The organism is Bacillus sp. N5-665 (assembly GCF_022637375.2).
In the GTDB taxonomy this organism is placed as follows: Bacteria; Bacillota; Bacilli; order Bacillales; family Bacillaceae_G; genus Bacillus_A; species Bacillus_A wiedmannii.
In genome coordinates this window covers 438,906-465,033 of the sequence record NZ_CP093325.1, presented here as the reverse complement: position 1 = coordinate 465,033, position 26,128 = coordinate 438,906, and the positions used below count along the sequence as shown (strand labels likewise).

Annotated in this window: 28 protein-coding genes and 2 other annotated features; of the genes, 13 read left to right on the top strand and 15 right to left on the bottom strand. The window is 35.3% G+C overall.

Going from position 1 to position 26,128, the window contains the following annotated elements:
* Positions 1 to 23: 23 nt before the first annotated feature.
* Positions 24 to 260 (bottom strand) — a binding site (T-box leader).
* 166 nt (positions 261 to 426) lie between these two features.
* The gene (locus MNO09_RS04550; RefSeq protein WP_000560317.1) at positions 427 to 654 is read left to right on the top strand and encodes a hypothetical protein; all 228 of its coding nucleotides are present in this window, start codon (positions 427 to 429) and stop codon (positions 652 to 654) included.
* A gap of 81 nt (positions 655 to 735) precedes the next feature.
* Here the strand turns inward: MNO09_RS04550 and MNO09_RS04545 are convergent, their stop codons facing one another.
* The 3 genes from MNO09_RS04545 to MNO09_RS04535 form a co-directional block, all read right to left on the bottom strand.
* Positions 736 to 1,551 (bottom strand): hypothetical protein, encoded by an 816-nt coding sequence (locus MNO09_RS04545; RefSeq protein ID WP_088107457.1) that lies wholly within the window; start codon positions 1,549 to 1,551, stop codon positions 736 to 738.
* A gap of 129 nt (positions 1,552 to 1,680) precedes the next feature.
* On the bottom strand, positions 1,681 to 2,463 hold the full coding sequence (gene yidC, locus MNO09_RS04540; RefSeq protein ID WP_088107458.1) for a membrane protein insertase YidC: 783 nt from the start codon (positions 2,461 to 2,463) through the stop codon (positions 1,681 to 1,683).
* Between the two features lie 28 nt (positions 2,464 to 2,491).
* Positions 2,492 to 2,776, bottom strand: coding sequence for a hypothetical protein (locus MNO09_RS04535; protein WP_000394931.1), 285 nt, complete (start codon positions 2,774 to 2,776; stop codon positions 2,492 to 2,494).
* 276 nt (positions 2,777 to 3,052) lie between these two features.
* On the opposite strand from MNO09_RS04535, the gene MNO09_RS04530 reads away from it, so the two are divergent.
* Positions 3,053 to 3,946 (top strand): YitT family protein, encoded by an 894-nt coding sequence (locus MNO09_RS04530; protein ID WP_000530033.1) that lies wholly within the window; start codon positions 3,053 to 3,055, stop codon positions 3,944 to 3,946.
* Between the two features lie 110 nt (positions 3,947 to 4,056).
* On the opposite strand, the gene MNO09_RS04525 is transcribed toward MNO09_RS04530, so the two are convergent.
* Positions 4,057 to 4,578 carry a GNAT family N-acetyltransferase gene (locus tag MNO09_RS04525; RefSeq protein ID WP_088107459.1) on the bottom strand — a complete coding sequence of 174 codons (522 nt, stop codon included), beginning with the start codon at positions 4,576 to 4,578 and terminating at the stop codon, positions 4,057 to 4,059.
* A gap of 461 nt (positions 4,579 to 5,039) precedes the next feature.
* On the opposite strand from MNO09_RS04525, the gene MNO09_RS04520 reads away from it, so the two are divergent.
* Complete coding sequence (locus tag MNO09_RS04520) at positions 5,040 to 5,426, top strand: DUF3938 domain-containing protein (protein WP_001077775.1); 387 nt, start codon at positions 5,040 to 5,042, stop codon at positions 5,424 to 5,426.
* Positions 5,427 to 5,684: 258 nt separating this feature from the next.
* Here the strand turns inward: MNO09_RS04520 and MNO09_RS04515 are convergent, their stop codons facing one another.
* The 4 genes from MNO09_RS04515 to MNO09_RS04500 form a co-directional block, all read right to left on the bottom strand.
* Entirely contained in the window at positions 5,685 to 5,825 is a 141-nt protein-coding gene (locus MNO09_RS04515) for a DUF3985 family protein (protein ID WP_000404783.1), read from the bottom strand.
* Between the two features lie 96 nt (positions 5,826 to 5,921).
* Complete coding sequence (locus MNO09_RS04510) at positions 5,922 to 7,004, bottom strand: M50 family metallopeptidase (protein ID WP_000353764.1); 1,083 nt, start codon at positions 7,002 to 7,004, stop codon at positions 5,922 to 5,924.
* Between the two features lie 12 nt (positions 7,005 to 7,016).
* Complete coding sequence (locus MNO09_RS04505) at positions 7,017 to 7,724, bottom strand: DUF3169 family protein (protein ID WP_033657711.1); 708 nt, start codon at positions 7,722 to 7,724, stop codon at positions 7,017 to 7,019.
* Positions 7,714 to 7,935, bottom strand: coding sequence for a helix-turn-helix transcriptional regulator (locus MNO09_RS04500; protein WP_000776169.1), 222 nt, complete (start codon positions 7,933 to 7,935; stop codon positions 7,714 to 7,716). The genes MNO09_RS04505 and MNO09_RS04500 overlap by 11 nt, the downstream gene beginning before the upstream one ends.
* A 164-nt stretch (positions 7,936 to 8,099) precedes the next feature.
* On the opposite strand from MNO09_RS04500, the gene MNO09_RS04495 reads away from it, so the two are divergent.
* Positions 8,100 to 8,894 carry a hypothetical protein gene (locus MNO09_RS04495; protein WP_088107460.1) on the top strand — a complete coding sequence of 265 codons (795 nt, stop codon included), beginning with the start codon at positions 8,100 to 8,102 and terminating at the stop codon, positions 8,892 to 8,894.
* A 55-nt stretch (positions 8,895 to 8,949) separates the two neighbouring features.
* Here MNO09_RS04495 and MNO09_RS04490 read toward each other — a convergent pair whose 3' ends face one another.
* On the bottom strand, positions 8,950 to 9,564 hold the full coding sequence (locus MNO09_RS04490; protein ID WP_000454765.1) for a DedA family protein: 615 nt from the start codon (positions 9,562 to 9,564) through the stop codon (positions 8,950 to 8,952).
* A gap of 413 nt (positions 9,565 to 9,977) precedes the next feature.
* On the opposite strand from MNO09_RS04490, the gene MNO09_RS04485 reads away from it, so the two are divergent.
* The 5 genes from MNO09_RS04485 to MNO09_RS04465 all read left to right on the top strand — a co-directional run bounded on the left by MNO09_RS04485 (position 9,978) and on the right by MNO09_RS04465 (position 14,405).
* Positions 9,978 to 10,421 (top strand): DUF3978 family protein, encoded by a 444-nt coding sequence (locus tag MNO09_RS04485; RefSeq protein WP_000388758.1) that lies wholly within the window; start codon positions 9,978 to 9,980, stop codon positions 10,419 to 10,421.
* 30 nt (positions 10,422 to 10,451) lie between these two features.
* Positions 10,452 to 10,913, top strand: coding sequence for a L,D-transpeptidase (locus tag MNO09_RS04480; RefSeq protein ID WP_000735052.1), 462 nt, complete (start codon positions 10,452 to 10,454; stop codon positions 10,911 to 10,913).
* 364 nt (positions 10,914 to 11,277) lie between these two features.
* Positions 11,278 to 11,943 (top strand): response regulator transcription factor, encoded by a 666-nt coding sequence (locus MNO09_RS04475; RefSeq protein ID WP_000148836.1) that lies wholly within the window; start codon positions 11,278 to 11,280, stop codon positions 11,941 to 11,943.
* Positions 11,921 to 13,363: a sensor histidine kinase gene (locus MNO09_RS04470; RefSeq protein WP_088107461.1), complete on the top strand. Its 1,443-nt coding sequence runs from the start codon at positions 11,921 to 11,923 to the stop codon at positions 13,361 to 13,363. The genes MNO09_RS04475 and MNO09_RS04470 overlap by 23 nt, the downstream gene beginning before the upstream one ends.
* A gap of 139 nt (positions 13,364 to 13,502) precedes the next feature.
* Complete coding sequence (locus tag MNO09_RS04465; RefSeq protein ID WP_000410502.1) at positions 13,503 to 14,405, top strand: EamA family transporter; 903 nt, start codon at positions 13,503 to 13,505, stop codon at positions 14,403 to 14,405.
* Positions 14,406 to 14,446: 41 nt separating this feature from the next.
* Here MNO09_RS04465 and metG read toward each other — a convergent pair whose 3' ends face one another.
* Entirely contained in the window at positions 14,447 to 16,081 is a 1,635-nt protein-coding gene (metG, locus tag MNO09_RS04460) for a methionine--tRNA ligase (RefSeq protein ID WP_088107462.1), read from the bottom strand.
* A gap of 51 nt (positions 16,082 to 16,132) precedes the next feature.
* Positions 16,133 to 16,403 (bottom strand) — a binding site (T-box leader).
* Positions 16,404 to 16,517: 114 nt separating this feature from the next.
* On the opposite strand from metG, the gene MNO09_RS04455 reads away from it, so the two are divergent.
* The 4 genes from MNO09_RS04455 (at position 16,518) to MNO09_RS04440 (ending at position 21,793) form a co-directional block, all read left to right on the top strand.
* Positions 16,518 to 17,336, top strand: coding sequence for a class I SAM-dependent methyltransferase (locus MNO09_RS04455; RefSeq protein WP_001072279.1), 819 nt, complete (start codon positions 16,518 to 16,520; stop codon positions 17,334 to 17,336).
* A gap of 411 nt (positions 17,337 to 17,747) precedes the next feature.
* Positions 17,748 to 19,442: a methyl-accepting chemotaxis protein gene (locus tag MNO09_RS04450; protein ID WP_088107463.1), complete on the top strand. Its 1,695-nt coding sequence runs from the start codon at positions 17,748 to 17,750 to the stop codon at positions 19,440 to 19,442.
* 224 nt (positions 19,443 to 19,666) lie between these two features.
* The gene (locus MNO09_RS04445) at positions 19,667 to 21,358 is read left to right on the top strand and encodes a methyl-accepting chemotaxis protein (RefSeq protein ID WP_088107464.1); all 1,692 of its coding nucleotides are present in this window, start codon (positions 19,667 to 19,669) and stop codon (positions 21,356 to 21,358) included.
* 117 nt (positions 21,359 to 21,475) lie between these two features.
* Positions 21,476 to 21,793 (top strand): metal-sulfur cluster assembly factor, encoded by a 318-nt coding sequence (locus MNO09_RS04440; RefSeq protein ID WP_000082523.1) that lies wholly within the window; start codon positions 21,476 to 21,478, stop codon positions 21,791 to 21,793.
* A gap of 42 nt (positions 21,794 to 21,835) precedes the next feature.
* Here the strand turns inward: MNO09_RS04440 and nprB are convergent, their stop codons facing one another.
* The 5 genes from nprB to uptA form a co-directional block, all read right to left on the bottom strand.
* Positions 21,836 to 23,485: a neutral protease NprB gene (gene nprB / locus MNO09_RS04435; protein ID WP_033657710.1), complete on the bottom strand. Its 1,650-nt coding sequence runs from the start codon at positions 23,483 to 23,485 to the stop codon at positions 21,836 to 21,838.
* A 156-nt stretch (positions 23,486 to 23,641) separates the two neighbouring features.
* The gene (locus MNO09_RS04430; RefSeq protein WP_000488935.1) at positions 23,642 to 24,340 is read right to left on the bottom strand and encodes a pirin family protein; all 699 of its coding nucleotides are present in this window, start codon (positions 24,338 to 24,340) and stop codon (positions 23,642 to 23,644) included.
* Between the two features lie 51 nt (positions 24,341 to 24,391).
* On the bottom strand, positions 24,392 to 24,802 hold the full coding sequence (locus tag MNO09_RS04425; protein ID WP_000845461.1) for a MarR family winged helix-turn-helix transcriptional regulator: 411 nt from the start codon (positions 24,800 to 24,802) through the stop codon (positions 24,392 to 24,394).
* A 112-nt stretch (positions 24,803 to 24,914) separates the two neighbouring features.
* Complete coding sequence (locus MNO09_RS04420; RefSeq protein WP_088107465.1) at positions 24,915 to 25,349, bottom strand: DUF3920 family protein; 435 nt, start codon at positions 25,347 to 25,349, stop codon at positions 24,915 to 24,917.
* Positions 25,350 to 25,486: 137 nt separating this feature from the next.
* Positions 25,487 to 26,080 (bottom strand): undecaprenyl phosphate transporter UptA, encoded by a 594-nt coding sequence (gene uptA, locus MNO09_RS04415; protein WP_000900212.1) that lies wholly within the window; start codon positions 26,078 to 26,080, stop codon positions 25,487 to 25,489.
* Between the last annotated feature and the right edge of the window lie 48 nt (positions 26,081 to 26,128).

Genomic DNA, 26,128 nt, shown 5'->3' with positions numbered 1-26,128 from the left:
AATAAAAAAACACTCCTCCCTAAAAAAGGGACGAGTGTTTTATTCGTGGTTCCACCCTTGTTTCAATTCGCAAAGTAACACACTTCACCAATTTCTCAAGTCAAAATAACGGTTTTTGCCGGCAAGCAATTACTAGGTATCCGTTCACTGCTGCAGTTCAGAGGTGGTAATCCAGTTTTCCGTATTAGGAAGCTCACAGCCAAAGGCTTCCCTCTCTGAGAATCGTAAAAAATTGATCATGTCCTCATCATCACTTCTTGATGTCGAATTTTGTAGTTATTGTTCATTATATTGAATTGTTAGAAAAAATCAATATATTTTTTTATATAACATATGAAATATTTCTCTTCTTATATTATAACAGAAGTTACGATACTTCTCGAATCCCCTAAAAATGGTATAGTCTATATAGGAGGTGAACGAATAATGATTGCTATTTTTTGTATTATCGCTACGTTTCTTTCTGTTCTATTCGCTATCATGTACAGGCACAAGTATCCTGGTTATAGCATTTTAGCGGTAGCTATTATACCAGCTACTGCCTTCTACGTATTAGGTAAATATCAATATACAGAAGTGTTTATCGGTTTTGCAATCTTCTACTGCCTCTTTGGATACATACTAACAATGAAAAAAATTTTATTGAATCATTAAAAGGGACCGATTTCTGCTAACAGAAATCGGTCCTTACACGTACCTTTCGGTTGCCCACACGAAAGATACGACTTCACTCAATTATTTCTCATCTTTGTTCATAAAAAACTTATGATGCGGAAGATCCACATTCAACGCCTCTAATTGTTTCTTTTCATTCTCTAAAATCGCTTTTGCTTTTGTTTTCGTTGCCTCATCTAATCCCGCAAAGATGTCTTCATGCTTCTCTTTCTCTGGAAATTTCACACCTAGCTTTGTTAATTCTTCTTTTGCTTGCTCATGAGTTAATTTCCCGGATTTTTCTTGTTCAAAAATAGACTTTACTTTTTCTTTTGTTGCTTCATCTAAGTCAGCAAGCATGTCTTTACGCTTACCTTTCTCAGGGAATTTCACACCTAGCTTTGTTAATTCTTCTTTCGCTTGCTCATGAGTTAATTTCCCAGATTTTTCTTGTTCAAAAATAGACTTTGCTTTTTCTTTTGTTGCTTCATCTAAGTCAGCAAGCATGTCTTTACGCTTACCTTTCTCAGGGAATTTCACACCTAGCTTTGTTAATTCTTCTTTTGCTTGTTCACGTGTTAATTTACCGGATTTCTCTTGCTCTAAAATCGATTTCGCTTTTTCTTTCGCCTGATCATCTAGCCCTGCAAACATATCTTTCCGTTTTTCTTTCTCTGGAAGGTTTACACCTAACTCCTTCAACTGTTTCTTTGTGTCGTCCATAATCGTTTTTACTTTTTGTTTTGTAGCGTCATCCAAATCTTTTTTCGCCGTTTTTGTAGACTGCTCAGCTGCTGGAGTATTCGTTGCCGCGAATGCCGGAATACCGACTCCTCCAATGATTCCGAATGATAAAGCACCTGCAATCGCTAAATACCCAACTGTTTTCTTCTTCATAGGAAATTTCCTCCTTCATATTTCTAAAGCATGTACACTTTCGTATACAATGCCTATAGTAATGTTGGTTTCTTAACATTTCCTTAACGACTTAACAAAAAAACGCCGCTCATCCCGAGCGGCGTTGTTCTAAGCTTTTTGTAATTGTAATTCTTCACGTTCCATTATTCTTCTTAATACAATTGTTTGTGTCATTGTAAATAAATTACCCGTTATCCAGTACAACACAAGTCCTGATGGCGCCGCAAATCCCATAAATAGAATCATTGCTGGCATCATAATTTGCTGCACTTTCAGCATCTGTACTTGCTCTCCAGGTGTAATATTAGATTGGAAAACTTTCATCTGAATAAATGTCGTTAATGCTGCGATAATCGGTAATATATGATAAGGATCTGCATGTCCTAAGTTCACCCATAAAAATGAAGATGTGCGAATCTCTTCTGTTCGGCTAATCGCATAATACAAAGCAGAGAAAATCGGCATTTGTATAAAGAGTGGCCAGCAACCAGCAAGAGGATTCCAACCGCCTGATTTCATTAGTTCCGACATTTCCTTTTGATACTGCTTTTGTTTTTCAAGATCTTTACCCACATCACCGTATTTTTGTTTCAGCTTCTGCAGTTCAGGTTGCATTTTCTTCATTTTCGCTTGACTACGATATTGCGAAACAGCTAATGGGATCATTGCTGAACGAATAACGAGCGTCATAATAATGATAGCAATCCCGAAGCTAGCTCCCGGTATATGATGAGCAACAAATTGAATCATATACGAGATTGGATATACGAAATAATGATCCCAAATTCCCGTACTATGTGCATCAATTGGCGCTGCATTACTGCAACCAGATAAAACAAAAACAAGTAATAATGATAAACTAACGAGCACAGCTCGGTATGATTTTAACATGTTCATTCCTCCAATGTTTCGTAATTATTTAGCGAAACATTGGTGTATACGGACCGACCTCGTCATTCTCTTCACTGGATTCTTGTCTGCGCACAGAACGAATCATTCCATATTTATAAAAAATAGAGAAAAGCGATACATTACCAGTACCCTCTTCACACGTATTAACTAGTTTAAAAGCTCTTTGTCTACCGCTTGATGCTTGCTGACGCACAAAGCGAGAAACGTTAGCAAGGAAGAAAACTTCTAATAAACAAAGTGCTGTCGTTACAAACGATATATATAGAATTGCATCCTGCAATAAAAATTCCATCGCTTCACATCCTTAATAAGGTCATTTTAGCACATTCAACAAACATTCTCTATTTCCTTTTATCGTCAAAAAAGTATTTTGCATATTTTCTCAAGAAAACTATGCTAAAAAACTAATGTATTCGCTTTCTTTAGTATATTCACACGTATCCTTGTATAGGTTTAATTTGTTAGAAATTTATAAAATTTTCGCATTATAATAAAACTATTGCCAGTTTTTGAAAAAACCTTTATTCTCTTCTTGTAATCAAAAATGAATATGGAGATGAAACATACTATGGGTCAACTAGGAGACGCCGATTACGTTCCCGACACCGCCTTTTTATCCTTCCCAGCAGCTAAAACATTTCACTTAGAATTTATCATACAGTTGGTTGTTATTTTCGTAGCCTCTATTTTGTATGCAATTTCTATGAATATGTTCTTTATCCCGCATAACATGATTAGCGGTGGCTTCGCTGGTGTAGGGATGATTATCGGTTATTTAATGCACTACAATATCGGTGCACTTATCTTTTTACTAAACATTCCTCTTCTTATTTTAAGTCACTTTTACTTAGGCAAGAAGACAACCTTTTTAACAGCGTACTTTGTAGCTATATCATCGTTAGCGATGAACATTATCCCTGTACACCAAGTTTCAGACGATATTTTACTGTCTTCTGTATTTGGTGGTGTAATCTGCGGAGCAGCTTCCGGAATCATATTCCGATTTGCTTCTTCAACAGGTGGCTTTGATGTTGTTGGATTGATTGTAGCGAAACATCGAGATATTTCAATTGGAGCAATCATCTTTGGATTCAACTTAATCTTACTTGTTGCAGCAGGATTTATTTTCGGATGGGATATTACACTTTATACGTTAATTAGCCGGTTTGTAGTCAGCAAAGTTATCGATGCTGTGCATACGAAACATATTAAATTAACGATAATGACAGTTACAGAAAAAGGCGAGGAAATAAAAAGCGCACTATTGCATCACGGCATACGCGGGGTGACAATGGTAGATGCTGTCGGCGGCTATACAAACCATAAGAAAAAAATGATTTACACTGTCGTGACTCGCTATGAGTTAGGCGAAATGAAACGTATTATCCGTCAAGTGGATAACAAAGCATTCATGAACATTACTGAAACAGTTGAAATTGTCGGCCGTTTCAAACGCATATAAAAAAGGTTAATACATGAAAGGGCATAACATATTAGTCATATATAATATGTTATGCCCTTTGTTATTCAACTAACGCACCCTTTAGCATAATAAAATCACGAAGTTTATTACTACAAATCGGAGGATAGCATTCCGTATACAATACTATCTGTCCATTCATTTTTACTCCAAAAATCTTGTATGAAATGGGCTTCCTTTCTCATGCCTATTCGTTCACACAATTTTTGTGAAGCTGTATTACGTGCATCAAGATTAGCTTGTATACGATGTACATGAAATTCATTAAATAATTTAAATACCAAACTACTTACTGCTTCTGTTGCCAAACCTCTCCCAGCTACTTCATTTGAAAAACTATAACCAATCTCAACAGTGTCTTTCATATTTGTGTACCATACGGATAAATCACCAACTACTTTAGTCTTGTATATAACTGCCAAACTTAATATTGATTCTTCAGTAAGTACATTGTTTGCTAGCTTCTTATTAAATCTTTTCTGCATGTCTTCATGAGTCCACTTTTTATGTAATAGGAACTTACATGTATCATCATTATTATAAATAGCAAATACATCCTGTAAATCAGTACTCTTAAAAGGTCTAATTATTAATCTTTCTGTTGTGATCTCCAAGTTAGCTCTCCTCCCTTACATTCATGCTACAAAACATTTTTTATAGTATTTAAGCCTCCTTCTTAGATCTCACCTTGATTACATATTTCATCATAATAAATTAAAATCCTTCTTCCACTAAACTGCATTGTTAATGGTATTTCCTTGCGATTTTTATTTTTTACACTTATTACAAAATCAGATAATTCTATTATTGTGGCCCTAAATGTGTTATAATGAAAGCAGACTCACAAAAAAAGAGTATATAGACTTGGAAGTTTCTCTTATTTTTACAAGCAAAAAGAAACGAGCAGTCAGGTATATTTCAAACACCATACACGTAACGGTTTAAAAAACCGATCATCTTAGTTATTCTTCCATGATCTTTTTATAAAAAGATACGTACAACTAAAATTCACTTCAATATACTATACCTACCTTTTTGACTTCCAAATCATCTTATTACATAAGGAGATGAACATATGAATCAATATATAAGATATACAATAGCTGTCCTGTTTGCTATTATCGGCGGAACAATCTGCTTCTGGACAAACACTCAGCTTGGAGAGAATATCATTTTTAATGGAATCGAAACGCTTGTAAGCGCTTCAATTTTAGGTGGATACATTTACTTCCTCTTCAATCCAGAAGAAAATGCACAAAAAACAATGTTATTAACAATGATCGGAATCGTTGGCGGATGTATTTCCTACTCAATGACTAACTATACATTACCACTTCAATTAAGCTCAGCTTTCTTCCACGGTCTATGGACTTGGTTCATTGCATTCTGCCTAGCAGACGTATTCAACCTTTTACAAGACAATGAAGAAGAGAACGGTCGCCAAATTGAAAGTAACTCGTAAGCTGGAAGATACTCTTCCAGCTTTTTTGTTTTGTTACTCTTTCCTGTTCATACCCCATCACTAAAATAAAAAGAAGCTACCCCCACGGCAACTTCTTTTCCACATACCCCATTCAGTATTCACTAAAATATATCAACGATTTTTTAAATATATCGATCATTTCTCCACTTATATCGGCGATTTTTTCATTATATCGACGCTTCGACACAGGATATCAACTTACCGACATCCTTCGACACTCAAAGCGTACAACATACCCTATCCCCCAAGCAATTTACTGCCGAACTCTACGATTAAAAAGATAACTAATAGGATCGCGAGTATCTTTAATGCCACATATGCTACTTTAAAAACAGCATAAATGAGCAAGACTATTAAAATAATCGTTAAAATTTCCATCTAGAATTCCTCCAAGCTTTGCTCTTCTTATCTTATTTTACTCGCCACAGACTTTTTATGGAACGGCAGAAGACGACATAGAAAAAAGAGGATACCTTACCCATCGTAAGATACCCTCTCTTTCAACTGCTCAAACCATTCTCTCTCTAATTGTAAATATCCCAGTTCATTCTTTTCAGCATTCTGTAATTCTTTATCGGCTTTCTTCATATACATACGGGAAGCTTCTAAATCATTCTCTGCATATGTAACAATTGCTTGTGCTCGATAATACCCATGTAAGTCTATTTTTGTAATGGCCTTCCAATGTTCCTTCGCTTCTTGCAGAGAAAGACGATCCATCTCATAAAGAGCTTTATATAAAAGATACCAACTATGAAAACTACTAACGAAAAATTTATTTTCTTTCGTTACAGGGAGTTTCACGATTTGTTCTACATACGGTATCGCTTTTTCCATTCCCTTTTGATCCGACCGGGCAAGGAAGACAAGCATAAGTCCGCTCATGATCTCTCTTATACTTTTATGTTCTTTTATTTTATCTTCGGTAAGTTCTACTAATCTCTTATCCCAATCTTTCGGCCTCTTATAACTAAATAACTCACTTGATACTTGAATATTATATAAATGCTGCCTCGCCTTTCCATCATCTTTAATTAAAATGAGAAATTGCATACCATCGCTCATAAGCGTTCCTTTTATCGGCACGATTGTAACCGCAAAAATGATAAAATGGAAAACAGAAAAATATAACAGATATTGATAATAACTCACCATGTATATGTAACCAAAAGTAATACCAAATAGGAAACTTGTAATTGGTCCACCTAAAGTCATCCATGCCCATTTTTTCGAAAGGTTCGGTGTTACTATAGAAGGCGGTATCAACATTGCCACGCCTCCGAAGTACGCCCATAATTTATTTTCTCGAATACGTACTTTCCCCTTCTCTTTTTGAACAGTAATAGGCCCTACTGTCATAAATTTAAATGTCAAACCACCCATTACGCCGAATATGACATGTCCTAACTCATGAATGATTACCACTAACAGAAAAATAGCCAATAATACCCATATGTTCAACATTGTTTCTAATTTTCCAGTTCGGATTACTCCGTATAAAATGGACAGAATTAACGCCACTGTCAGTGAACCAGCTGGCCTTCTTAAAATATCCACCTTTTTCTCCCCTTAATAAATCATTTTTCTATGCATTTCGTACATGAATTTTCCAAGATGCAATATCCAAATAAATGAGATTAAGCCAATTAATACAAAATCGATATCACTAGCCGCTGTATATATAACGGCAGCCCACCATACATATGCTAATATTGTATTCGTAAATTCATACGCTTTATATCCAGCCTCATGCACAATGTGCTTTAATCCTTCATCTGCATTTTTCGTCCACATTTTCATAGATTCTATATACGTTACACCTTGTTCAGGATATAGCTTGTTATAACGATTTTTTGTTATGAGCCCGATAACCACTACAATAGTTAAACAGAAGATAGAAGCTACTAAATTCCACACTGCAAATGAAACATTTGTATCCTGCAACAGTGCACGTCTACATGTAATAACTGCATATACAAACCATGCCTGCGTAACTATATCACCTACACGTAAATATATACTTATAATGCCTAATTTTCTGCCTTGTACGCTCTCTTCTTCATCGCGTGCCTCCGCTAACATACGTGTATTCTTCCAAGTGTAGTACATCATTAAAATTCCAAAAATAGTACATACACCTATAAATGTATTAGATGATAATTCTCTCGGTTCATCCGAGAGTAAATTTAAAGCTATATAAGATGTTAAAAAGCCACCCATCATACTTAATGCTATTTTCCCCACAAAATCAAATTGTTTTTTTCGTTTACTCTTCATCATCCTCTTCTCCCTCCACTAACGTAAATATTTCCTCCACCCGTACATTGAAAATTTGTGCGATTTTTAGCGACAATACAATAGATGGTGCATAATCCCCGCGCTCAATTAAACTAATCGTTTGCCGTGATGATCCTATCGCTTTCCCTAAATCCCCTTGTGATAAACGATGCTTTGCTCGCAATTCCCTCACTCGATTTTGAAGCTTCATGTCTTCCCTCTTTTTCATTTATTTAATTAAAATTGTAAATAACATCCTCATTTTTGTCAATTATAATTGTCATTACGACTATAATAATTGACAAAAATAAAGATGTATTATGATGAAAATAACTTATATAATGAATGTGAAATATTAAACAAAGGAGGTTCCATATGAAGAAAACATCTACCTTTTCTTACATTCTTACTAAGCTTACAGCAGCTTTATTATTATTATTATTACTTATTAGCACGCTTCTCTTAACAACTAGTCAACAAACATTATATAGTTTCTTAGCTGGATTACGAGAACTACTATATGTTCCCTTCGTTCCTATTCTTGCGGCATATGCAATTTTTTGTTCTATTTGCATCGATAAATTGAAATTAAAAACATATACAAGACTGAAGACATTATGCCTTTATATTTTTTGCGGCTATTTATTTTCTCTTCCATTCCTAATGTTTAAAGAAGCTAGTCTAATACAGTTCTTGTTTCTCGGATCAATTGGAGCAGTGTGTTCTCTTTTTTTCTACTTATGTGCAGTTATAGCAACAAAACTTAAGTGGATACAATATGTCGTGCCAGGCATTATGCTTATTATATTTATCACAATCAACTTTATCGATCTAGAAAAGGTTGGAACATCAAAAGAACAATGGGTCGAAACAAAAACAGAAAACTCTTTCGAAGCATCTTTTCAACATTTTAGTGGTGAACATAAAGTCCCCATTGAACTAAAACGAGGTGACATATTAGAATTTACCATTGAATCACGAGCTGAAAATCCGGATGGCTACATGGGAGCCGTAAAAATGGCTAGTGAGTTTCAAGAGGAAGAAAATTATTTAGCTTCAAACGGTCCTAATACATACCAATTTGCAGCAATTAAGACGGGAACGTATTACATTATAGTTAATGGCAATAAGTTAAAAGGAAAGTTGAGAATAGATTGGAATATAAAATAAAAAGGCAGTGCGTTTGCACTGCCTTCCTAAATTTTGACATAGAATGGATTTCATATTAACTTGCGTTTTGTAACAATACTCGTTTCAACTGTTTGCGGAAACGAACACCTAACGTAATTGCTACAATCACAATCACTCCAAAAATGATTTTACCGATGTGACCTTCTAACACTCCAAAAATATCATGTAAGTTGCCACCTAACCAGTAACCACCGATTAAGAAGAATGATACCCAAAATAGAGCACCTGAGTAAATTGTAATTGCAAAACGACGGAATGGTAAGTTAATAATTCCTGCAAAGTATCCTGTAAAATGACGTACACCAGGAATAAAGAAACCGATAAAAATCAGGAAGTATCCATACTTATCAAACCACATTCTTGTTAAGTCGATTTTTCTTTGTGTTAAAAATACGTATTTCCCATACTTTTGAACAAAGGGCATACCTAATTTATTTCCTAAAAAGTATTGAATTGTCATTCCTACACTTGTCCCAATAAAGGATAGGATAATTAAAATCGGTAAACTTAAATCGCCCTTCTGCGCTAAAAATCCTGCATATGCTAACGTTGGCTCTCCCGGAAAAGGAAGTGCAATATATTCTAACAGCAAACCAACAAGTACAACATAGTACCCGTATTGCTGAAATAATTCATGAATCCATTCCATGTCATCTCTCCTTTCAATCACGTACAACTTCTTACTATTATTGTATAAAAAAATTGTCGAAATAACTATCACAATAGCTTACATTTTTATTACATTTTTGTAAGACTCACACTAAAGTTTTCTGTTCTTTATTTACTTCTATGTACGTTCATTTAAAAACAACTTAACAAATATATACCGTGAGAAACCTGGCCTTAATATACATTTTCCATCCAGTTTTTAACACTTAAAAATCACATTATTTCGTTCTCAATAAAAAACCACTACAAACTCATACTAACTTCATATTAGCTTCATATACGTATTGTAAGATTATAGCGGAATTTGTTGAAAAATTTAACTAATATATTACTAATCATTAAATTGAATAAATATAAGTCGCTTTTCGAAATTAAAAAAAGGGTGAATAAGAAATGGAAGCTTATAAAATGCACGATTTTATTAATACAAATGTTGAATCTCACCAAAATGAAACCGTTTTTAATTTACACATATGTGAAACAAGTGAATTTGACGTAAGTTTAACAAAATCTACAACACTGTCTTTTATCGTTTCAAAAAAGAACATTAAGATTGTTACGAAAAAATGGATTAATTCAAATCAAGAAAGCATGATTGGTAAAAGTTACATCATTCCAACGAAAGCTTTCCACTACTTCTTACCAATTATTTCTGAAACTGAAGATGAGCTAAATATTCAAGTTCAAAGTTTTGGACTACATGGTGAACTTTTACTAAATGAAAGATTACTTATTGATAAAAACAACAAACAAAATCCAAAGATTACTACCTTCTTTGAAACATTAGATGAAAATGTAAATAAAGTATTACGAGGATTGCAAATTCATTGTATGTAAGACTATTACAATAGTAAAAAGGAGAATATAATGAAAAAACTATTATTAAGCGCACTATTATCATTAGGATTTTTAACTATTCCATTCACAAATGCTGAGGCAGCTACAACGAACGATCAACTGATTGTAAACACGCAGTTAAATAAAATGGATTATTATCAAAATGGAAAATTTATAAAGAGTTTTACTGTCGCTACTGGAAAAGCAGCTACTCCTACACCTAAAGGTACTTTTCAAATCGTAAATAAAATTAAAAATCGTCCTTATTATACAGGCAAAATTAAAGGCGGCGATCCACGTAATCCACTTGGTGACCGTTGGCTCGGACTAAACATGGCAGGAACTTACGGAACAACTTATGCGATTCATGGTACGAACAATAATCAGGCAATTGGCAAATGGACAACACTAGGTTGCATTCGTATGTATAACAATGATATACACTGGTTATTTGAGCGTATTCCCCAGCAGGCTACTGTCACTGTAAAATAACCTAACAACACGATTTACGTGTAGCCAAGAATTTTATATCTTGGCTTATTTTATTTCTTCATTTACAGTAGCAAAACAACTGTATTTACATATATAATAGGGATAGATTGTATTAAGTAACATCTAAACATTGATAAACATGGATATTAAAATTATACAGTTATAATATTTTATAAATTTTACAATACATACTATAATAGAATTACTGTAATTCTTAAATATTCAGTTTCACTAAACAACTCCCCTTGCTACTTTCATGATTATTTTATGGCGGGGGCTTATTATATGTATAAACAATCTGAGTCATCGGAAAAATGATGAATTCGAATATTGCAGTAAAAAGCGTTATTTAGGAGGTGTTACTATGACGCATATACTGGTGATTGAAGACAACCCAGATATACAAGAACTAATTCGTGAATTTCTAATGGCACAAAACTTTACCGTTGATGTCGTTGGCGCTGGAACAGAAGGTATACTTCTTTTCCAAAAAAATTCATACGATCTTGTCCTCCTTGATGTGATGTTACCAGATATAGATGGCTATAGTATTTGTAAAATTATGCGAGGACAATCTGATGTACCGATCATTATGTTAACAGGCTTACATAATGAAGAAAGTGAAATTAAAGGATTTGAATTAGGTATTGATGACTATATTACGAAACCGTTCCATTACACCGTATTTATTAAACGTGTAGAAGCTGTATTAAGAAGGGCAGCAACGAAGGAAGCAGAAACCGCAAATATACTACAATTCCGTGAATTGATGTTAAATTCTACAGCATATGCCGCTTATGTTCATGGTAATCAAATTGAATTAACAACAAAGGAATTTGAAATTATTTATACTTTACTGCAAAATCGGGGAAAAGTATTATCAAGAAGTGATTTGCTGAATAAGGTATGGGGCTATGAACATTATGGTGATGTAAGAGTTATAGATACACATATTAAAAACTTAAGAAAAAAATTAGGGATTCCTTATATTAAAACGGTGAAAGGCATTGGCTACAAAATCGAATCGTAGCACAGACAACATCACCAAAAATATTTTCATCAAAACCTTATTATTTTGTATTCTTTTATCACTTTGTCTTTATCAAATTATTTACTTCCTAGCTTCAAACTACGATAAAGAACGTTTTGCAAAAGAAAATGGAGCGCTGTCTACAGAACAAGCAGATTCAGACAAACAAAACGACCAAAGTAAAACGAATCAAAATAAAGCTGTATCACAGGGAGACATTTTTAATTTCCAATCTTCTATTATAGATTATAAATCACTCTCTACAGCTATCAATCATCTTTTGCAGCCTAGCCAAACTGCAAAAGCAAAAGAACATACACAAAGTAGTACGGGGAAAAATAGCACTTCTGCTCCACTTACAGAGATGGAAAAGCAAGTCGCTACTAATGATGCCTTACATAAACAAAATGCAGCAAGTAAAACAAATGATGCACAAGATAATCCAAAATTAACAGATGTACTGCAGCAATTAGCTCCACATATTGGCGCGACAATGCTTGCATTATCTTTACTCGGATCTTTAATTTATACAAAACTAATTGCCAAACCTTTTCAATTTATGAGCGATGCTTTAAAAGATATTATGAATCTTGATTTCTCAGATAAAAAGCTACTTAACAAAAATACAGACCAAACTGATTTTAATTTACAAGTAGCTGCTTCACAGGTCCCAAATATCGTGAAGAATTTACATGCAAGCAATCAAGATTTAAGAAACGAGCTCAAGAGAGAACAACAATTAGAACAATCTCGTAAAGAATTTATGTCTATGGTATCCCATGAATTAAAAACACCAATCGCAGCCGTTATGGGACAACTAGATGGCATGATTCACGAAATTGGAGCTTATAAAGATAGAGATAAATATTTAAAACGTTCCTATGAAATGATGCAAGATATTAACATATTAACGGAAAAAATGTCGGAATTATCCAAAATACAAAACCCTCAATTTAAACCTGATTTAAAAGTTATCTCATTAACTACTATTATTGAGGATGTTATGAAGAAAGTAGATTACTTTGTATCTGTAAAGCAATTAAATGTTCAATCTAACATTAAGCAAGATGTACAAATTTTAGCTGACCCTAAATTTATTCAAACTGCTATTTTTAACATTATTTCAAATGCAATTCATTACACAATTGACCATCAGCATGTATATATAAAGCTTTATGAAAAGCCAAACGGTTACGCATTAGAAGTACTAAATACAGGTTCACAAATAGATGAAGATAAACTTGCCCATTTATTTGAACCATTCTATCGCGCAAACCCTGACAAACACGGCTTAGTACAAGGTAGTGGTCTTGGGTTATACATTGTAAAACAAATACTAGATAAGCATCAGTTTCCTTATGGGATACAAAACACACCTCAAGGTGTAAAATGCTCCATTGTATTTCCAAAAGCAATGTAAAAACCTACTACAATTTCATACCCCAAATTCATACTTCGTATGAGTGGCGGAATTTTGTAGAGTGTCTTACTCTGTTTCGTTCGCCCGTTGTCCTTATTTGGATAGCGGGCGTTTTTTATTATTTAAAAGGAGGATTTTCATGGAGAAATTTAAGTATTCATTACTTGTTTTATTCGGAGCTTGTAGCTACGGCGTACTTTCAACGATTTTCAAACTCGGATTCATTGATGGATTTTCAGCACATCAACTATTAGGAGGACAATATGTCTTCGGATGGATTGGGCTTCTTCTGCTCGTTCTTTTCGTTTCACGTCATAAAGTAACAAAAAAGCAATTCTTTTCCTTACTAACAGTTGGCACAACAATGAGTATGACTGGTATCTTCTACGCTATTTCTGTAGAAGAACTACCAGCATCTATCGCTGTTGTCCTACTCTTCCAGTTCACATGGATTGGTGTAGTTATAGAAGCAATCGCTAATCGAACATTACCAAGCCGTGAGAAAGTTATATCTATCATTATTTTATTTACTGGAACATTGTTTGCAGGCGGTGTCTTTGAAGGTCTCGGACAAAACTTTTCCACGAAAGGTATTATCTTTGGTCTATTAGCCGCTGTCTCTTTTTCATTCTATGTTTTTGCAAGCGGGCGTGTTGCTACAGAAGTTCCGCCTTATACGAAAAGCTTTCTTATGACAACAAGTGCTACTCTTATCGTATGCCTATTCTTCCCGCCAACCTTTTTAACGGATGGTGCCCTGCAAGCCGGTCTTTGGAAATACGCTTTCTTCCTCGGATTGTTCGGCGTTGTCGTACCTGTCATTTGTTTTTCAATTGGTGTACCGAAAGTAGGAACAGGACTTAGTACAATACTAGGAGCAGCTGAATTACCAACGGCCATTATCGCTTCTATTACACTTGTACATGAAGTCGTAACCTTCATGCAGTGGATTGGGATCATCTTTATACTACTTGGCATTTTCACCCCTCAGCTGCTTACGGCTAGGAAAGAAAAGAAACATAGTAGCGTGCATAGTGCGTAACAAAAGACCTTTCATTGATTTGAAAGGTCTTTTTCTCTATCTCACTTTACTGCTCCATATAGCTTTTCTATCTCATGCTCGATTTGTTTTACATCGATTCGTTCAAATAGTGGCTGCACACTATCAATTCTATTCGGCAACGTGTTTTGAGGCTCCCAATTTCGGTTCACAATCGATAACGTGTTTCTAACTCTTTCACTTGAAAATGGTAAAAACGATTCAAGGAGATTTGCAAAATTAGCGATAAGATACACACAGTTATAAATCGTTTCTTCGCATGAAGCTGGATCATCTTCTCTTTGTTTCCAAGGCTGTCTCTCATCAAAGTATTTATTTGCAAAACGTACGGCATCAAATATTGTTTCTAACGCCACCTTAAATTTAGTTTGCTCAATCAACTCTCCTACATTTTTATATAATCCTTCTACTTTATCTTTCAGTTCTACATCAATACTCCCCTGCGGCACAATGCCATCATAATATTTTTCAATAAACTTTAATGTCCGGTTCACAAAGTTCCCGTATGCACCTAACAATTCACTATTATGACTGTAAATGAATTCACGCCATGAAAAATCAGTATCACGATTTTCTGGTGCATTTACTGTTAAAAAGTAACGAATAGAATCTGGATTGTAACGTTCTAATATGTCAGGCACCCATACTGCCCAGTTTTTACTCGTAGATAACTTTCTTTTTTCAACTGTTAAATATTCATTCGAAACGATATGACGAGGAATGGCTCCTTCTCCTATTCCAAGCAATACCGCTGGCCAAATAATGGAATGAAACGGAATATTATCCTTTCCGTGCACATAATATGTTTTCGCTTCTCTATCCCAAAACTCTTGATCATCTTTCCCTGTTTCTTCAGCCCAATGTTTACTCGCCGAATAATATCCTGTCACTGCTTCAATCCATACGTAAATTTTCTTATCTTCATACCCTTCTACTGGAATTGGTACCCCGATTGGTAAATCACGTGATACGGCCCTATCTAGTAATCCTTCCTTTACATATCTCTCTGTTAGTTGAATCGCATTGTCACGCCATGCCCCTGTTTGCTTTGCGATTTCTACAGCCCTTTTAATTTGCTGCTGAAATGTATGCAATGCGAAATAGAAATGCTCTGTTTCCTGTATCGATGGCGTACTACCACATAACTTACATTTCTTTTCTAGCAAATCGAGTGGATCTAAAATAGCTGCACACGCATCGCATTGATCTCCTCTTGCTGCTTCATGGCAATGTGGACAAATGCCTTCTACATAACGATCAGGTAAAAACTGCGTACATGCTTCGCAATACGCTTGTTCCACTGTCCTTTTATAAATATAATCTTCTTCTAATAAACGTAAAAAAACTTTTTGAACAGTTTCATGATGGTGCTCGCTATCTGTACGTGTATAGCAATCATACGTAAAACCAAGTTTATGAAAACATCGCTGGAATTCTTCATGATACTTATCAGCAATTTCCTTCGCCGTCACACCTTCTTGTTTTGCCCTAATTGCAATCGGTGTTCCATTACAATCACTTCCCGAAACATACAACACATTCTCACCTTTTGCCCGGTAATAACGTGCTAAAATATCTCCAGGTAACAAACTCGCAATATGTCCAAGATGTAACGAACCATTTGCATACGGCCAAGCGCCTCCAATAAAAATACTCATCTTACATTCCTCCTTTTAAATATAAAAAAGCCCCGCCCTTATCTTAAAAAAGATAAGGGCGGGGCTTTATAAACAGTCGCGGTACCACCTTATTTCGCCAATTACTCACATAATTAGCCTTAACAAGTACGGAGCTATATGCTCTTATACTGTGGTTTTGATAACGAGTACCAACTCTCGTCACCGCCTACTATTATCATTTGATAAGTTCAGGACGAAGCTCAAAGGCCATTGTTCAAATGAATATTCTTGCTTCTTCTCAGCTACCGAAGCTCTCTGGACAGAATGATTTCATTCTACTTTTCCTTTTCAACGCTTTTATATATAACACGTATTTTACGACTTAATTGCAGAAAAATCAAACTTAAATTCAAAAAGAAAAGGAAATCCCCTTCTCCTGCAGAATAACTATACGTTCACAAAAGGAGTGATACGATTGAATCAAAAACAACTAAGCACACGTAATGAAAAAAGCTGGAATGCAGCTGCTTATGAAGCTTGGACGAATCGCCACGGGGCACCAGCCGATTATGCAAAAAAGCTTATGAAAGATCCCGTGCGCGAAGTAGAACACTATTTACCTTACATACAATCTCCAAAAGGAAAACGTATTATTAACTTACTCGGGTCAAAAGGAAATAAAGCCGTTGCTCTCGCTCTTTTAGGCGCTGATGTAACAGTTGTTGATATTTCAGCAAGTAATGCAAAATATGCAAATGAACTTGCGGAAGCAGCAGGTGTCTCTATCCAGTATGTCGTTTCTGATGTACTAAATGTGCAGCTCTCCGAATCATTTGATATCGTATTACTGGAACTTGGTGTACTCCATTACTTTCTAGATTTAACACCGCTCTTTCAAAAAATTGCTACCATGCTTAAAGGAGATGGAACGCTTATCCTTCGTGACTATCATCCTGTTTACACGAAATTATTAGGAGTAGACCACCCATCATTTCGGGCCAATGGAAATTATTTCGATGAAGAATTGATTGAAGATGATGTGGCTTATAGCATCCTTCTTACAGAAGCGCAGAAAGAATCATTGCCTAAAACAACCATCCGTCGCTGGACGCTAGGAGAAATTATTACAACACTTGCACAAGAACATTTTAAAGTTGAAAAACTAATTGAAGAACACGGGTCTCATCAAAGGTGGGTCTTCCCTCCTACTGCACCGGAAGGAATTGAAGAACATATACCAGGTCTATATACATTAATTGCGACAGCATGCAAAAAAGGATCCCTTCACGGATAGGATCCTTTTTGCATGCTCACGCATATAAGTTGAGGTTGGAGATTACCATAATTCTGTAGAATAGGACACAAGATATTTCAACATTTCGTCTCTGACTTACGTCGTCAAAAAGGGGTATGACCAACATAACGAAGAGTAATGTTACAGTTGATAGTGATAATCGTTATCAACTAATTAGAAGTATACATGATGTTATTTCAAATTACAATAGCATTTCTCATTTTTATTTATGAACTTTTTGATATACAAATGTATACATTTTAAGAACATTTACTCATATTAATCTGCCATCTTCCATTATCTGCTATAATTTTCATTGAACAGATTAATAACTTCATAATGGTGTTTTTATTAATGTCGTTCTTAATATTTATAAATCATAATAAATAGTTTTTAAAGGTAGGGATAACGATGAAATATGTTAGTATTCGCAAAAAACTACTGTTCACACTCTTAAGCATTTCTTCTTTATTTAGTATTGCTCTTATTGTTATTCTTTCATTCGCTATGAACCAAGCAAGCGAAATTGAAACGTTAAAAAATGATGTATCTAAACGAGCAACAATTTTAAAAGAACGTGGTGATTGGTTCCAAGCACAAGTTGCCGGTTTACAAGAATATTTACTGTCACATGATCAAAAAGGATTGGATAAATTCAACCGAGAAGGAAAAAAACTTGCTGATACTAGAGAGAAAGTAACAAGTGATAAAAAACTCCCAGAAGGAATGAAAGAAGCGATTTTAATGGGAGCAAAATGGCGAAGCGTCATAGATAATGAAGCCCTCCCTCTCGCTCGCGAAGGAAAATGGGACGAAGCATCCAAAATCGCTTTAGCTCAAACCGATTATGTAAACGATCTTTTAAGCCGTTTTACTAAATATGCAAATGAAGAAAATGATAAACGTGACGCATTAATTGCTGACGTAGAGTCTTCTTCATCTCTTATTCAATATATTATTTTCTTCTCTCTCATTACATGTACGTTAACATCTATTTTATTAGCATGGTGGTTCTCTGGTAAACTCGTTAAACCGATACGACAAATTGATGAGAAATTAAAAGAATTAGCCTCTCAAGATGGCGATTTAACTGCTAGATTACACGTAACGAGTAAAGATGAAATTGGTGATATCGCCAATTCCTTTAATCAAATGCTCGCTAACTTACAACGTATCATAAAACAAGTGCAACAAACATCAACAAGTGTAAAAGAAGCGTCTGAAAATGTGTTTATCGAAACCACTGCTTCTATGGAAAATACAGCAAAAACCGAAGAAACTATGAATGCTCTTGAGTATAATATTCGTTCACAAGTTTCAAGTATCGAAGAAAGTTCAACTGCAATGGACGATATGACAACGAGTGTTCAGCGTATTGCAGAATCTGCCTCCTCTGTTGCTAGCCTAGCTGTTACAACTTCAGAAAAAGCAGATAGTGGGAATAAAGTCATTGAGAAATCTATTACACAAATGCATACAATTAACGAAGCTGTTAACGCTACATCACAAGTAGTAGAGCGACTCATTACACATACGAATCATATTGATACTGCACTTCAATCCATTTCTAATATCGCGGAACAAACGAATTTACTCGCTTTAAATGCTTCAATTGAAGCAGCTCGTGCTGGCGAACATGGAAAAGGATTCGCCGTTGTTGCCGATGAAGTACGAAAACTTGCTGAACAATCTCAGCTAGCGGCAACTGACATTAACCATTTACTTCATCAAATTCAAGCTGACACAAAAATAGCAAATGAAATGATGACACAAGGTCAGTCAGAGGCTTCGGAAGGAATTACAGTCATTCGTACCGCTGGATCTTCATTCTCGGAAATTGTTAACCACATTAACAAAGTCTCTACACAAATGCAAGAAATGTCTGCAACTGCTGAAGAAATGGCCGCAAGTTCAGAAGAAATGAATGCAGCTTTAAATAACATCGCCTCTATTTCAAATGAAGTTGCCGCCGAAACATCACAAACAGCAACTTCGGCTGGTGACCAAGTAAATAAAATGAGTGTCGTTGCTAAAAAAGCTTCTGAAATGAAAACGACCGTACAAGAACTTGAAGTTCTCGTTTCTCATTTCAAAACAACCGTTTAAAGCGAAACTTTCATTTATCCTTTTATAAGCTTCAAATTATTAAAAAGAGAGATTTACAGTCTCTCTTTTTTCACCTTAAAATATCTCTTTCTATCTCTCATTCCGTCTGCTATAATTCCTAAAGGAAAGAAGAAAGCTTTATTCCCGACGGAGTAAAGCTTTCTTTCAATTTTTTGCATTTGTTAATTCTAATACTAAGATTTCACAAGGAGGCTTTTTATCATATGAATTTTATTAGCATTCGAAAAAAACTAATGTTCATGATGGGAACGATTTGCGCTTTATTTGGCATCGCCTTAGCTTTTATTTTATTTTTTGCTATTGACCAATCTCGTAAAGCTGAAACATTACAAAAAGAAATTTCTCCTCTGGCAACAGAATTGAAAGAGCGTGGAGACGCTTATCAAGTACAACTTTCTGCTTTAAGAGGTTATTTACTACAACACGATCAAGTAGAATTAGACAAGTTTAACGAGATGAGTAAACGTCTGGAGGATTCAAAAGATAAACTTCTTTCTAATCCAAATATTTCTCAATCCGTGAAAGATACAATGAATTTAGGGTCCACTTGGAGAAAATTTATTGAAGAAAAAGTCTTCACCCTTGCAAAAGAACAAAAATGGGAAGAAGCTTTACAAGTGGCTTCTACAGAGAATGGCTCTGTTTATAAAGTAATTGGTGATTTCACAAATTACAGTAATGAACAAGCTAAGTTACGTGATCAATCTATCAAAAAAATTGATCAATCTTCACTACAAATTGAATATGTTGTCTTCTTATCACTTGTTATTTGTATTATCGTAGCTATCATTCTTGCATGGTGGTTCTCTGGTAAGCTTGTAAAACCAATTCAACAAATTGATAGTAAACTAAAAGAATTATCATCTCAAGAAGGTGACTTAACAGCCCGCCTACAGGTAAATAGTAATGATGAAATTGGTACGATTGCAACATCATTTAATAAAATGTTAGAAAACCTACAACATATTATCAATCGTGTTCAAAAAACATCCGTAGAAGTACAAAACGCTTCTGAAAATATGCTAGAAAAGACGAATATATCACGCGAGGCAACAATAAGAGTTCAAAGCTCGATGTCTAGCTTAAATGCAAATATTCAATCGCAAGCCTCTAGTATGGAAGAAAGCTCAACTGCAATGGACGATATGACAGTAAGCGTTCAGCGTATTGCTGAATCTGCTTCATCTGTAACTGAACTTGCTGTAACTACATCTGAACAGGCTAACGATGGAAGTTCAGTTATTCAAAAATCCGTTTCACAAATGACCACGATACACGACGCGGTAAATGCTACGTCAGAAGTGGTCGAACGTCTAATCACCCACACGAAATATATTGATACAGCTGTACAATCTATTTCTAATATCGCAGAACAAACAAACTTACTTGCTTTAAATGCATCTATCGAAGCAGCTCGTGCTGGCGAACAAGGAAAAGGTTTCGCTGTCGTAGCTGACGAAGTTCGAAAACTTGCGGAACAATCTAAAACAGCGGCAACAGATATTAACCAATTACTACATCAAATTCAACAAGACACTGAAACTGCAAGTTCTATGATGTCACAAGGTCGTTCGGAAGCATTTGAAGGTATTCATGTCATTCGTGAAGCTGGCAACTCTTTCACAACGATTGTGGAACAAGTAAATAAAGTATCTACTCAAATGCAAGACATCTCAGCAACCGCTGAGGAAATGGCTGCAAGCGCTGAAGAAATGAACGCTTCACTGAATAACATCGCTTCTATTTCGACTGAAGTATCTAGTGAAACAGCGGCAACAGCACAATCTGCTGAGAAAAAAGTCATTACGATGAATGAGATGACACAAACTGCTAAACAAATGAAACAAATAGTTGAAGAATTAGATCAACTCGTATCTCATTTCAAAACTGAATAGCTTTCAAAAAATATTCCTCTTTCAAGAGGAATATTTTTTTGAGCTCATTCCCTGCATTATATATATATATCCGTTATAATGAGAATCGATATCATTAATATGCAGGGGGTGCTACACATGTCACAACAAGCATTTGAAGAAAAGTTATATGCAAACTTAGAAGCTGTTATTGACCCTGAACTAGGTGTTGATATTGTTAATCTTGGATTAGTTTATGACGTTACAGCAGATGAAAATAATAATGCTGTCATTACGATGACGATGACTTCTATCGGTTGTCCAATGGCTGGGCAAATTGTATCAGACGTAAAAAAGGTATTATCAACGAACGTACCTGAAGTCAATGAAATAGAAGTAAATGTCGTTTGGAATCCGCCCTGGTCTAAAGAACGCATGTCACGTATGGCGAAAATCGCATTAGGTATTCGCGACTAAATAAAGAAAGACCTGACATCCTAGTCAGGTCTTTTTCTCTTATTATTTTACGCCTACTGCATCATAAGCTTTCGTTACAGCTTGTACAGCTTTAGAGTTTTTACCATATAAATCTTCAGCTGACTGAAGAGCAGCTTGACGCATCATCTTAAAGTCAGAGTTTGCAGTTAAATATTTCGTAAGAGCACGGTAATAAATTTTTTCTGTCGCTTCACGGCCTACTCCAGTTACTTTCACACCGTAATGCTCTCCGCCATCAGATACTAAATATGCAGCTTTATTGTTAATACTACTGTTAATATGAACGCCGCCATTATCAGCTGTTCCAGTGTAGCGTTTATTGTAATGATCTGGGTAACCTTCACCTGGTTTTAATGGATTTGGAATAGATGCTGGATCTTTCAGAGAACGAAGTGCATCACCAGGTTTTCCAGGTGTATAAATGTCAGCACCTAAATCCCAGCTCTTCTTCTCAACCATGACACCCATAATATCAGATAACGATTCATTTAACGCACCTGACTCATTTTTATAAACAAGGTTTGCTGTATGTTCAGTTACAGCATGCGTTAATTCATGGCCGATAACATCTAGTCCAGCAGATAATGGAATAAACGTCGTACCGTCTCCATCACCATACATCATTTGTACACCGTTCCAAGCTGCATTATTCCAGCTTTCTCCAACGTGAACAGTAGAAATAAGCTTCGCACCTTTATCATCGAAAGAGTTACGATTAAATGTCTTTTTGTAGTAATCATATACTTTTCCTGCATTTACATGCGCATCAACCGCTGCTTTATCTTCGAAGAACTTAGATTTACTCTCAACTTCTTCTCCTGTGTATCCAAGCCATTGTGAGAATAAGTTAAACAAGTTTTCATCCATATTTTCTGCATCAAATGTATGAACACCTTGTCCTCGTTTACCATCAAACAAGTTGAACGCTCCTGTTTTCTCATCTTGAGCAATTTCAAATGATTGTCTATCGCCTAGTACTCCGTAACCAAATCCTGTAATGTGATCTACAGCGTTATATTTCTCAATCACATTTCCATTCGTTGCATCAACAAAATAATGCCAGTATCCTGGAGCTGGTTTTGAAATCGATGCTTTAACTAAGTATGCAAGATAGTACTTCCCATCTTTTTCATACACAAATAAATCTTTTTTCACACCGTCATAATTCTTTACTTTACCAACTTCTTTTTCAATATCTGCCTTTGCAATCGTTTCAGCTTGCTCTGCACTAATATTTGCAAACGAAGGAATATTTTTATCCTCTAAATTCGGAATAACTTGTCCGAAGAATGCTTTTACATTATTTTCTTTATCTAGTGTAACAGTTTGATCTGAACCATACACAGGAATATTATTATGTTTTTCAACTAACTTCACATGTGTCGTACCAGATTCAGCATCTTTTTCCTCCCCAACGACATTGAAGTGTTTATCAATATTTCCTGCTAATTTAAACATATCTTTCTTACTCTCTAAATATTGAAAGACCGTCTCTTTTTTATCTAGTCCTTCTGGTGCTTTCCATTCTTCACCTATGTATGCAGGTGTTTTAAATTCTTGATGATATTGAATTTTTTGTTCTTCTGCTTTCGTTGTCGTTGCTCCAAATGTTCCAAATCCCCCGGCTATAACAGTTAACGCTAATGCTGATGAAATGACTTGCTTTTTCACTATAACATTCCCCATTCCCATAAAGATTTTTGACACTTTTATACAATTCTTATTTTCCGGGCTAATACCTTTTTCTAAATATTGAGAAAGTTTTTTCTGACAATTCCACTCAAAAAAAGAGGACATCAATTCGATGTCCTCTTTTCCATAAACGTTCTATTGTCTTTTCAATTCGATTGCTAAATAGTGTGATTGCTCTTTCGCTTCAATATGAATATCTTCTTCTACTGCTTCTGCTGCATCACGCATAACAAGATTTTCACCATTTATTACACTACTCCCTTCAATTTGTACAAGGTACAATTGACGGCCTTCTTGCACCGGGAAATGAATTTCTTTTCCAGCATCTAACGATAAAGAATATAAATTCGCATCTTGGTGAATACGAATTGGTGCCTCTCCTTCTACTGGAGATACCATATGGAACCATTCATTTTCACGCTTGCTCCAATCAAATGTAAACTCACCATAGTTTGGTTTATGATCCGCACGATCTGGTAAAATCCAAATTTGTAATAAACGTAGTGTTTCATTTCCTAAATTATGCTCGCTATGAAATACACCTGTGCCAGCACTCATATATTGAACATGTCCTCGCTCAATTGTTCCGCGATTCCCCATGCTATCCTCATGTGTTAAAGCACCATCTACAACGTACGAAATGATTTCCATATCGCGGTGCGGATGCATATCAAAACCAGTTTGTGCCGCTACTAGGTCATCATTAATTACACGCAATGCTCCAAAGTTCATGTTATTCGGGTTATAGTAATTCGCAAAGGAAAAATGAAAATGTGTATTTAACCAACCGTGATTTGCTCTTCCCATATTTTTATGATCAACTTTTCTAAACATATCCTTCACCTCATATTATCTCGAATTCAAGATTTATTTTAAAAATTTTTCTCACTGTAATTTTTTTAGTAATTGTAATAATTGATGTTGTTCTTCTACATTTAAATTTTGAAACTGCTCCGCTTGGAACGTTTCTTGAGGCGGGACGATTTCTTCATATAAAACTTTTCCCTTTTCTGTTAACGAAATATATTTTGTAGTACCTTCTTGTTCACGATGAATCCACTCCAGCTGCTCCATTTTATTTAATAGCTGCGTAATATTTCCCTTCGTAACAAATAGTTTATTTCCGAGCTCTTGCTGCGTTAGACGATTATGTCCTCCAACTTGAGCTAGCACATCAAACTGAGCGGCAGATACATTCCATTCTTTCAAATGCTGATTCGTCTCACGAATACTTTTGTTATAAAAACGTGATAAACGAAACCATAATAGTAATCCGAGTCTATCTTCTGTCTTCATTCTATCACCTCGCTCATTTCATACCATTAGTTTAGAACTAAACTTTATAAAAGTCAATCACTTACTTTTAGTAATCAACAAAGAAAGCACAGTGCCATTTCTCCACTATGCTTTACATTAACTTTCTATTTTTATATTCATCTAACTTCCTCTCCGCGAACTTTCTCGCATCTTTCTCAATCCATCTATCTTCGTACACTTCACTTCCAACATACAATACTTCTCTCTTATGCTGCATCGCATGACGAAACTCATGCAGTAGTGTTTTGAGCACCTGCTCGTACTCTTCCCACATACAAACAAAAATTAATTGTTTTTCTTTATGATAAAAACCACCTACTGGGAATAAGAATTCCTCTTCTTCTTCTCCTAATGATAGAAGCACATGATTCGCATCACACGTATCACAAAAAACAACTGGTGTTTTACATACTTCAATCAGTGAAAACAAATCATCTCTAAGCCTTTTGACATCCCAAGGAAGCTGCGAATCCAACACATACCAATTCTCAACTTGTTGATATACATTTTGAAACTGGAGTTCCATTTCTCTATAATCCCCTTTCCAAACTCCCTTTTCCTATATGTATGCCACAATATGTAAAATATTAAACCTACTCTTTCCCCTTTCGAAAAATGACAATAAAAAAAGAACCTATGTCAGCATAGATTCTTTTTACGTAATCACTTTTTTTTCATCACTTTTTTTAATGCAAAGTAACCAATTGCACAAACAATAGCTGCAAGTGCAAAGTATTTCACATATGGCCCAGCTACTTTATTAATACTTTCCCACTCTGTTCCTAATTTAAAACCTAAATATACAAATACAATTGACCATGGAATAACAGCTAATGTAGTTAGCGTAATAAACTTAGCATGTGACATTTTCGCAATACCCGCTGGTATCGAAATAGCATGACGCACAACAGGAATAAAACGCGCTGTAAAAATAACGCCAGTTCCGTAACGATTAAACCAATCTTCAGCATAATCAATATGTTTCTTTTGAATTAAAATATATTTTCCATATCGCTCAAGGACAGGTCTTCCTCCGTAACGACCGATCCAATAAATGAATAGTTGTGCAATTACACCACCAATTGTACCGAACGCGACAGCGCCCCAAAACGTAATGCTTCCTGTTGATACTAAATAACCTGCATAAGACAATACGATTTCACTCGGAATAACCTCTAACATCAATCCAAGCATAATTCCCCAATAACCAAGTCCTTCTAGAAAAACTAAAACGGAATGAATCAACTCTCCTAACATCATGTACCTCTCTTTACTGTTTTCATTGCAAAAAATAAAAGTACAAGC

Coding starts and splice junctions, on each gene's coding strand:
- MNO09_RS04550 (WP_000560317.1), top strand. CDS start 427: ATGATTGCTATTTTTTGTATTATCGCTACGTTTCTTTCTGTTCTATTC.
- MNO09_RS04545 (WP_088107457.1), bottom strand. CDS start 1,551: ATGAAGAAGAAAACAGTTGGGTATTTAGCGATTGCAGGTGCTTTATCA.
- yidC (WP_088107458.1), bottom strand. CDS start 2,463: ATGTTAAAATCATACCGAGCTGTGCTCGTTAGTTTATCATTATTACTT.
- MNO09_RS04535 (WP_000394931.1), bottom strand. CDS start 2,776: ATGGAATTTTTATTGCAGGATGCAATTCTATATATATCGTTTGTAACG.
- MNO09_RS04530 (WP_000530033.1), top strand. CDS start 3,053: ATGGGTCAACTAGGAGACGCCGATTACGTTCCCGACACCGCCTTTTTA.
- MNO09_RS04520 (WP_001077775.1), top strand. CDS start 5,040: ATGAATCAATATATAAGATATACAATAGCTGTCCTGTTTGCTATTATC.
- MNO09_RS04515 (WP_000404783.1), bottom strand. CDS start 5,825: ATGGAAATTTTAACGATTATTTTAATAGTCTTGCTCATTTATGCTGTT.
- MNO09_RS04505 (WP_033657711.1), bottom strand. CDS start 7,724: ATGAAGAGTAAACGAAAAAAACAATTTGATTTTGTGGGGAAAATAGCA.
- MNO09_RS04500 (WP_000776169.1), bottom strand. CDS start 7,935: ATGAAGCTTCAAAATCGAGTGAGGGAATTGCGAGCAAAGCATCGTTTA.
- MNO09_RS04495 (WP_088107460.1), top strand. CDS start 8,100: ATGAAGAAAACATCTACCTTTTCTTACATTCTTACTAAGCTTACAGCA.
- MNO09_RS04490 (WP_000454765.1), bottom strand. CDS start 9,564: ATGGAATGGATTCATGAATTATTTCAGCAATACGGGTACTATGTTGTA.
- MNO09_RS04485 (WP_000388758.1), top strand. CDS start 9,978: ATGGAAGCTTATAAAATGCACGATTTTATTAATACAAATGTTGAATCT.
- MNO09_RS04480 (WP_000735052.1), top strand. CDS start 10,452: ATGAAAAAACTATTATTAAGCGCACTATTATCATTAGGATTTTTAACT.
- MNO09_RS04475 (WP_000148836.1), top strand. CDS start 11,278: ATGACGCATATACTGGTGATTGAAGACAACCCAGATATACAAGAACTA.
- MNO09_RS04465 (WP_000410502.1), top strand. CDS start 13,503: ATGGAGAAATTTAAGTATTCATTACTTGTTTTATTCGGAGCTTGTAGC.
- metG (WP_088107462.1), bottom strand. CDS start 16,081: ATGAGTATTTTTATTGGAGGCGCTTGGCCGTATGCAAATGGTTCGTTA.
- MNO09_RS04450 (WP_088107463.1), top strand. CDS start 17,748: ATGAAATATGTTAGTATTCGCAAAAAACTACTGTTCACACTCTTAAGC.
- MNO09_RS04445 (WP_088107464.1), top strand. CDS start 19,667: ATGAATTTTATTAGCATTCGAAAAAAACTAATGTTCATGATGGGAACG.
- MNO09_RS04440 (WP_000082523.1), top strand. CDS start 21,476: ATGTCACAACAAGCATTTGAAGAAAAGTTATATGCAAACTTAGAAGCT.
- MNO09_RS04430 (WP_000488935.1), bottom strand. CDS start 24,340: ATGTTTAGAAAAGTTGATCATAAAAATATGGGAAGAGCAAATCACGGT.
- MNO09_RS04425 (WP_000845461.1), bottom strand. CDS start 24,802: ATGAAGACAGAAGATAGACTCGGATTACTATTATGGTTTCGTTTATCA.
- MNO09_RS04420 (WP_088107465.1), bottom strand. CDS start 25,349: ATGGAACTCCAGTTTCAAAATGTATATCAACAAGTTGAGAATTGGTAT.
- uptA (WP_000900212.1), bottom strand. CDS start 26,080: ATGTTAGGAGAGTTGATTCATTCCGTTTTAGTTTTTCTAGAAGGACTT.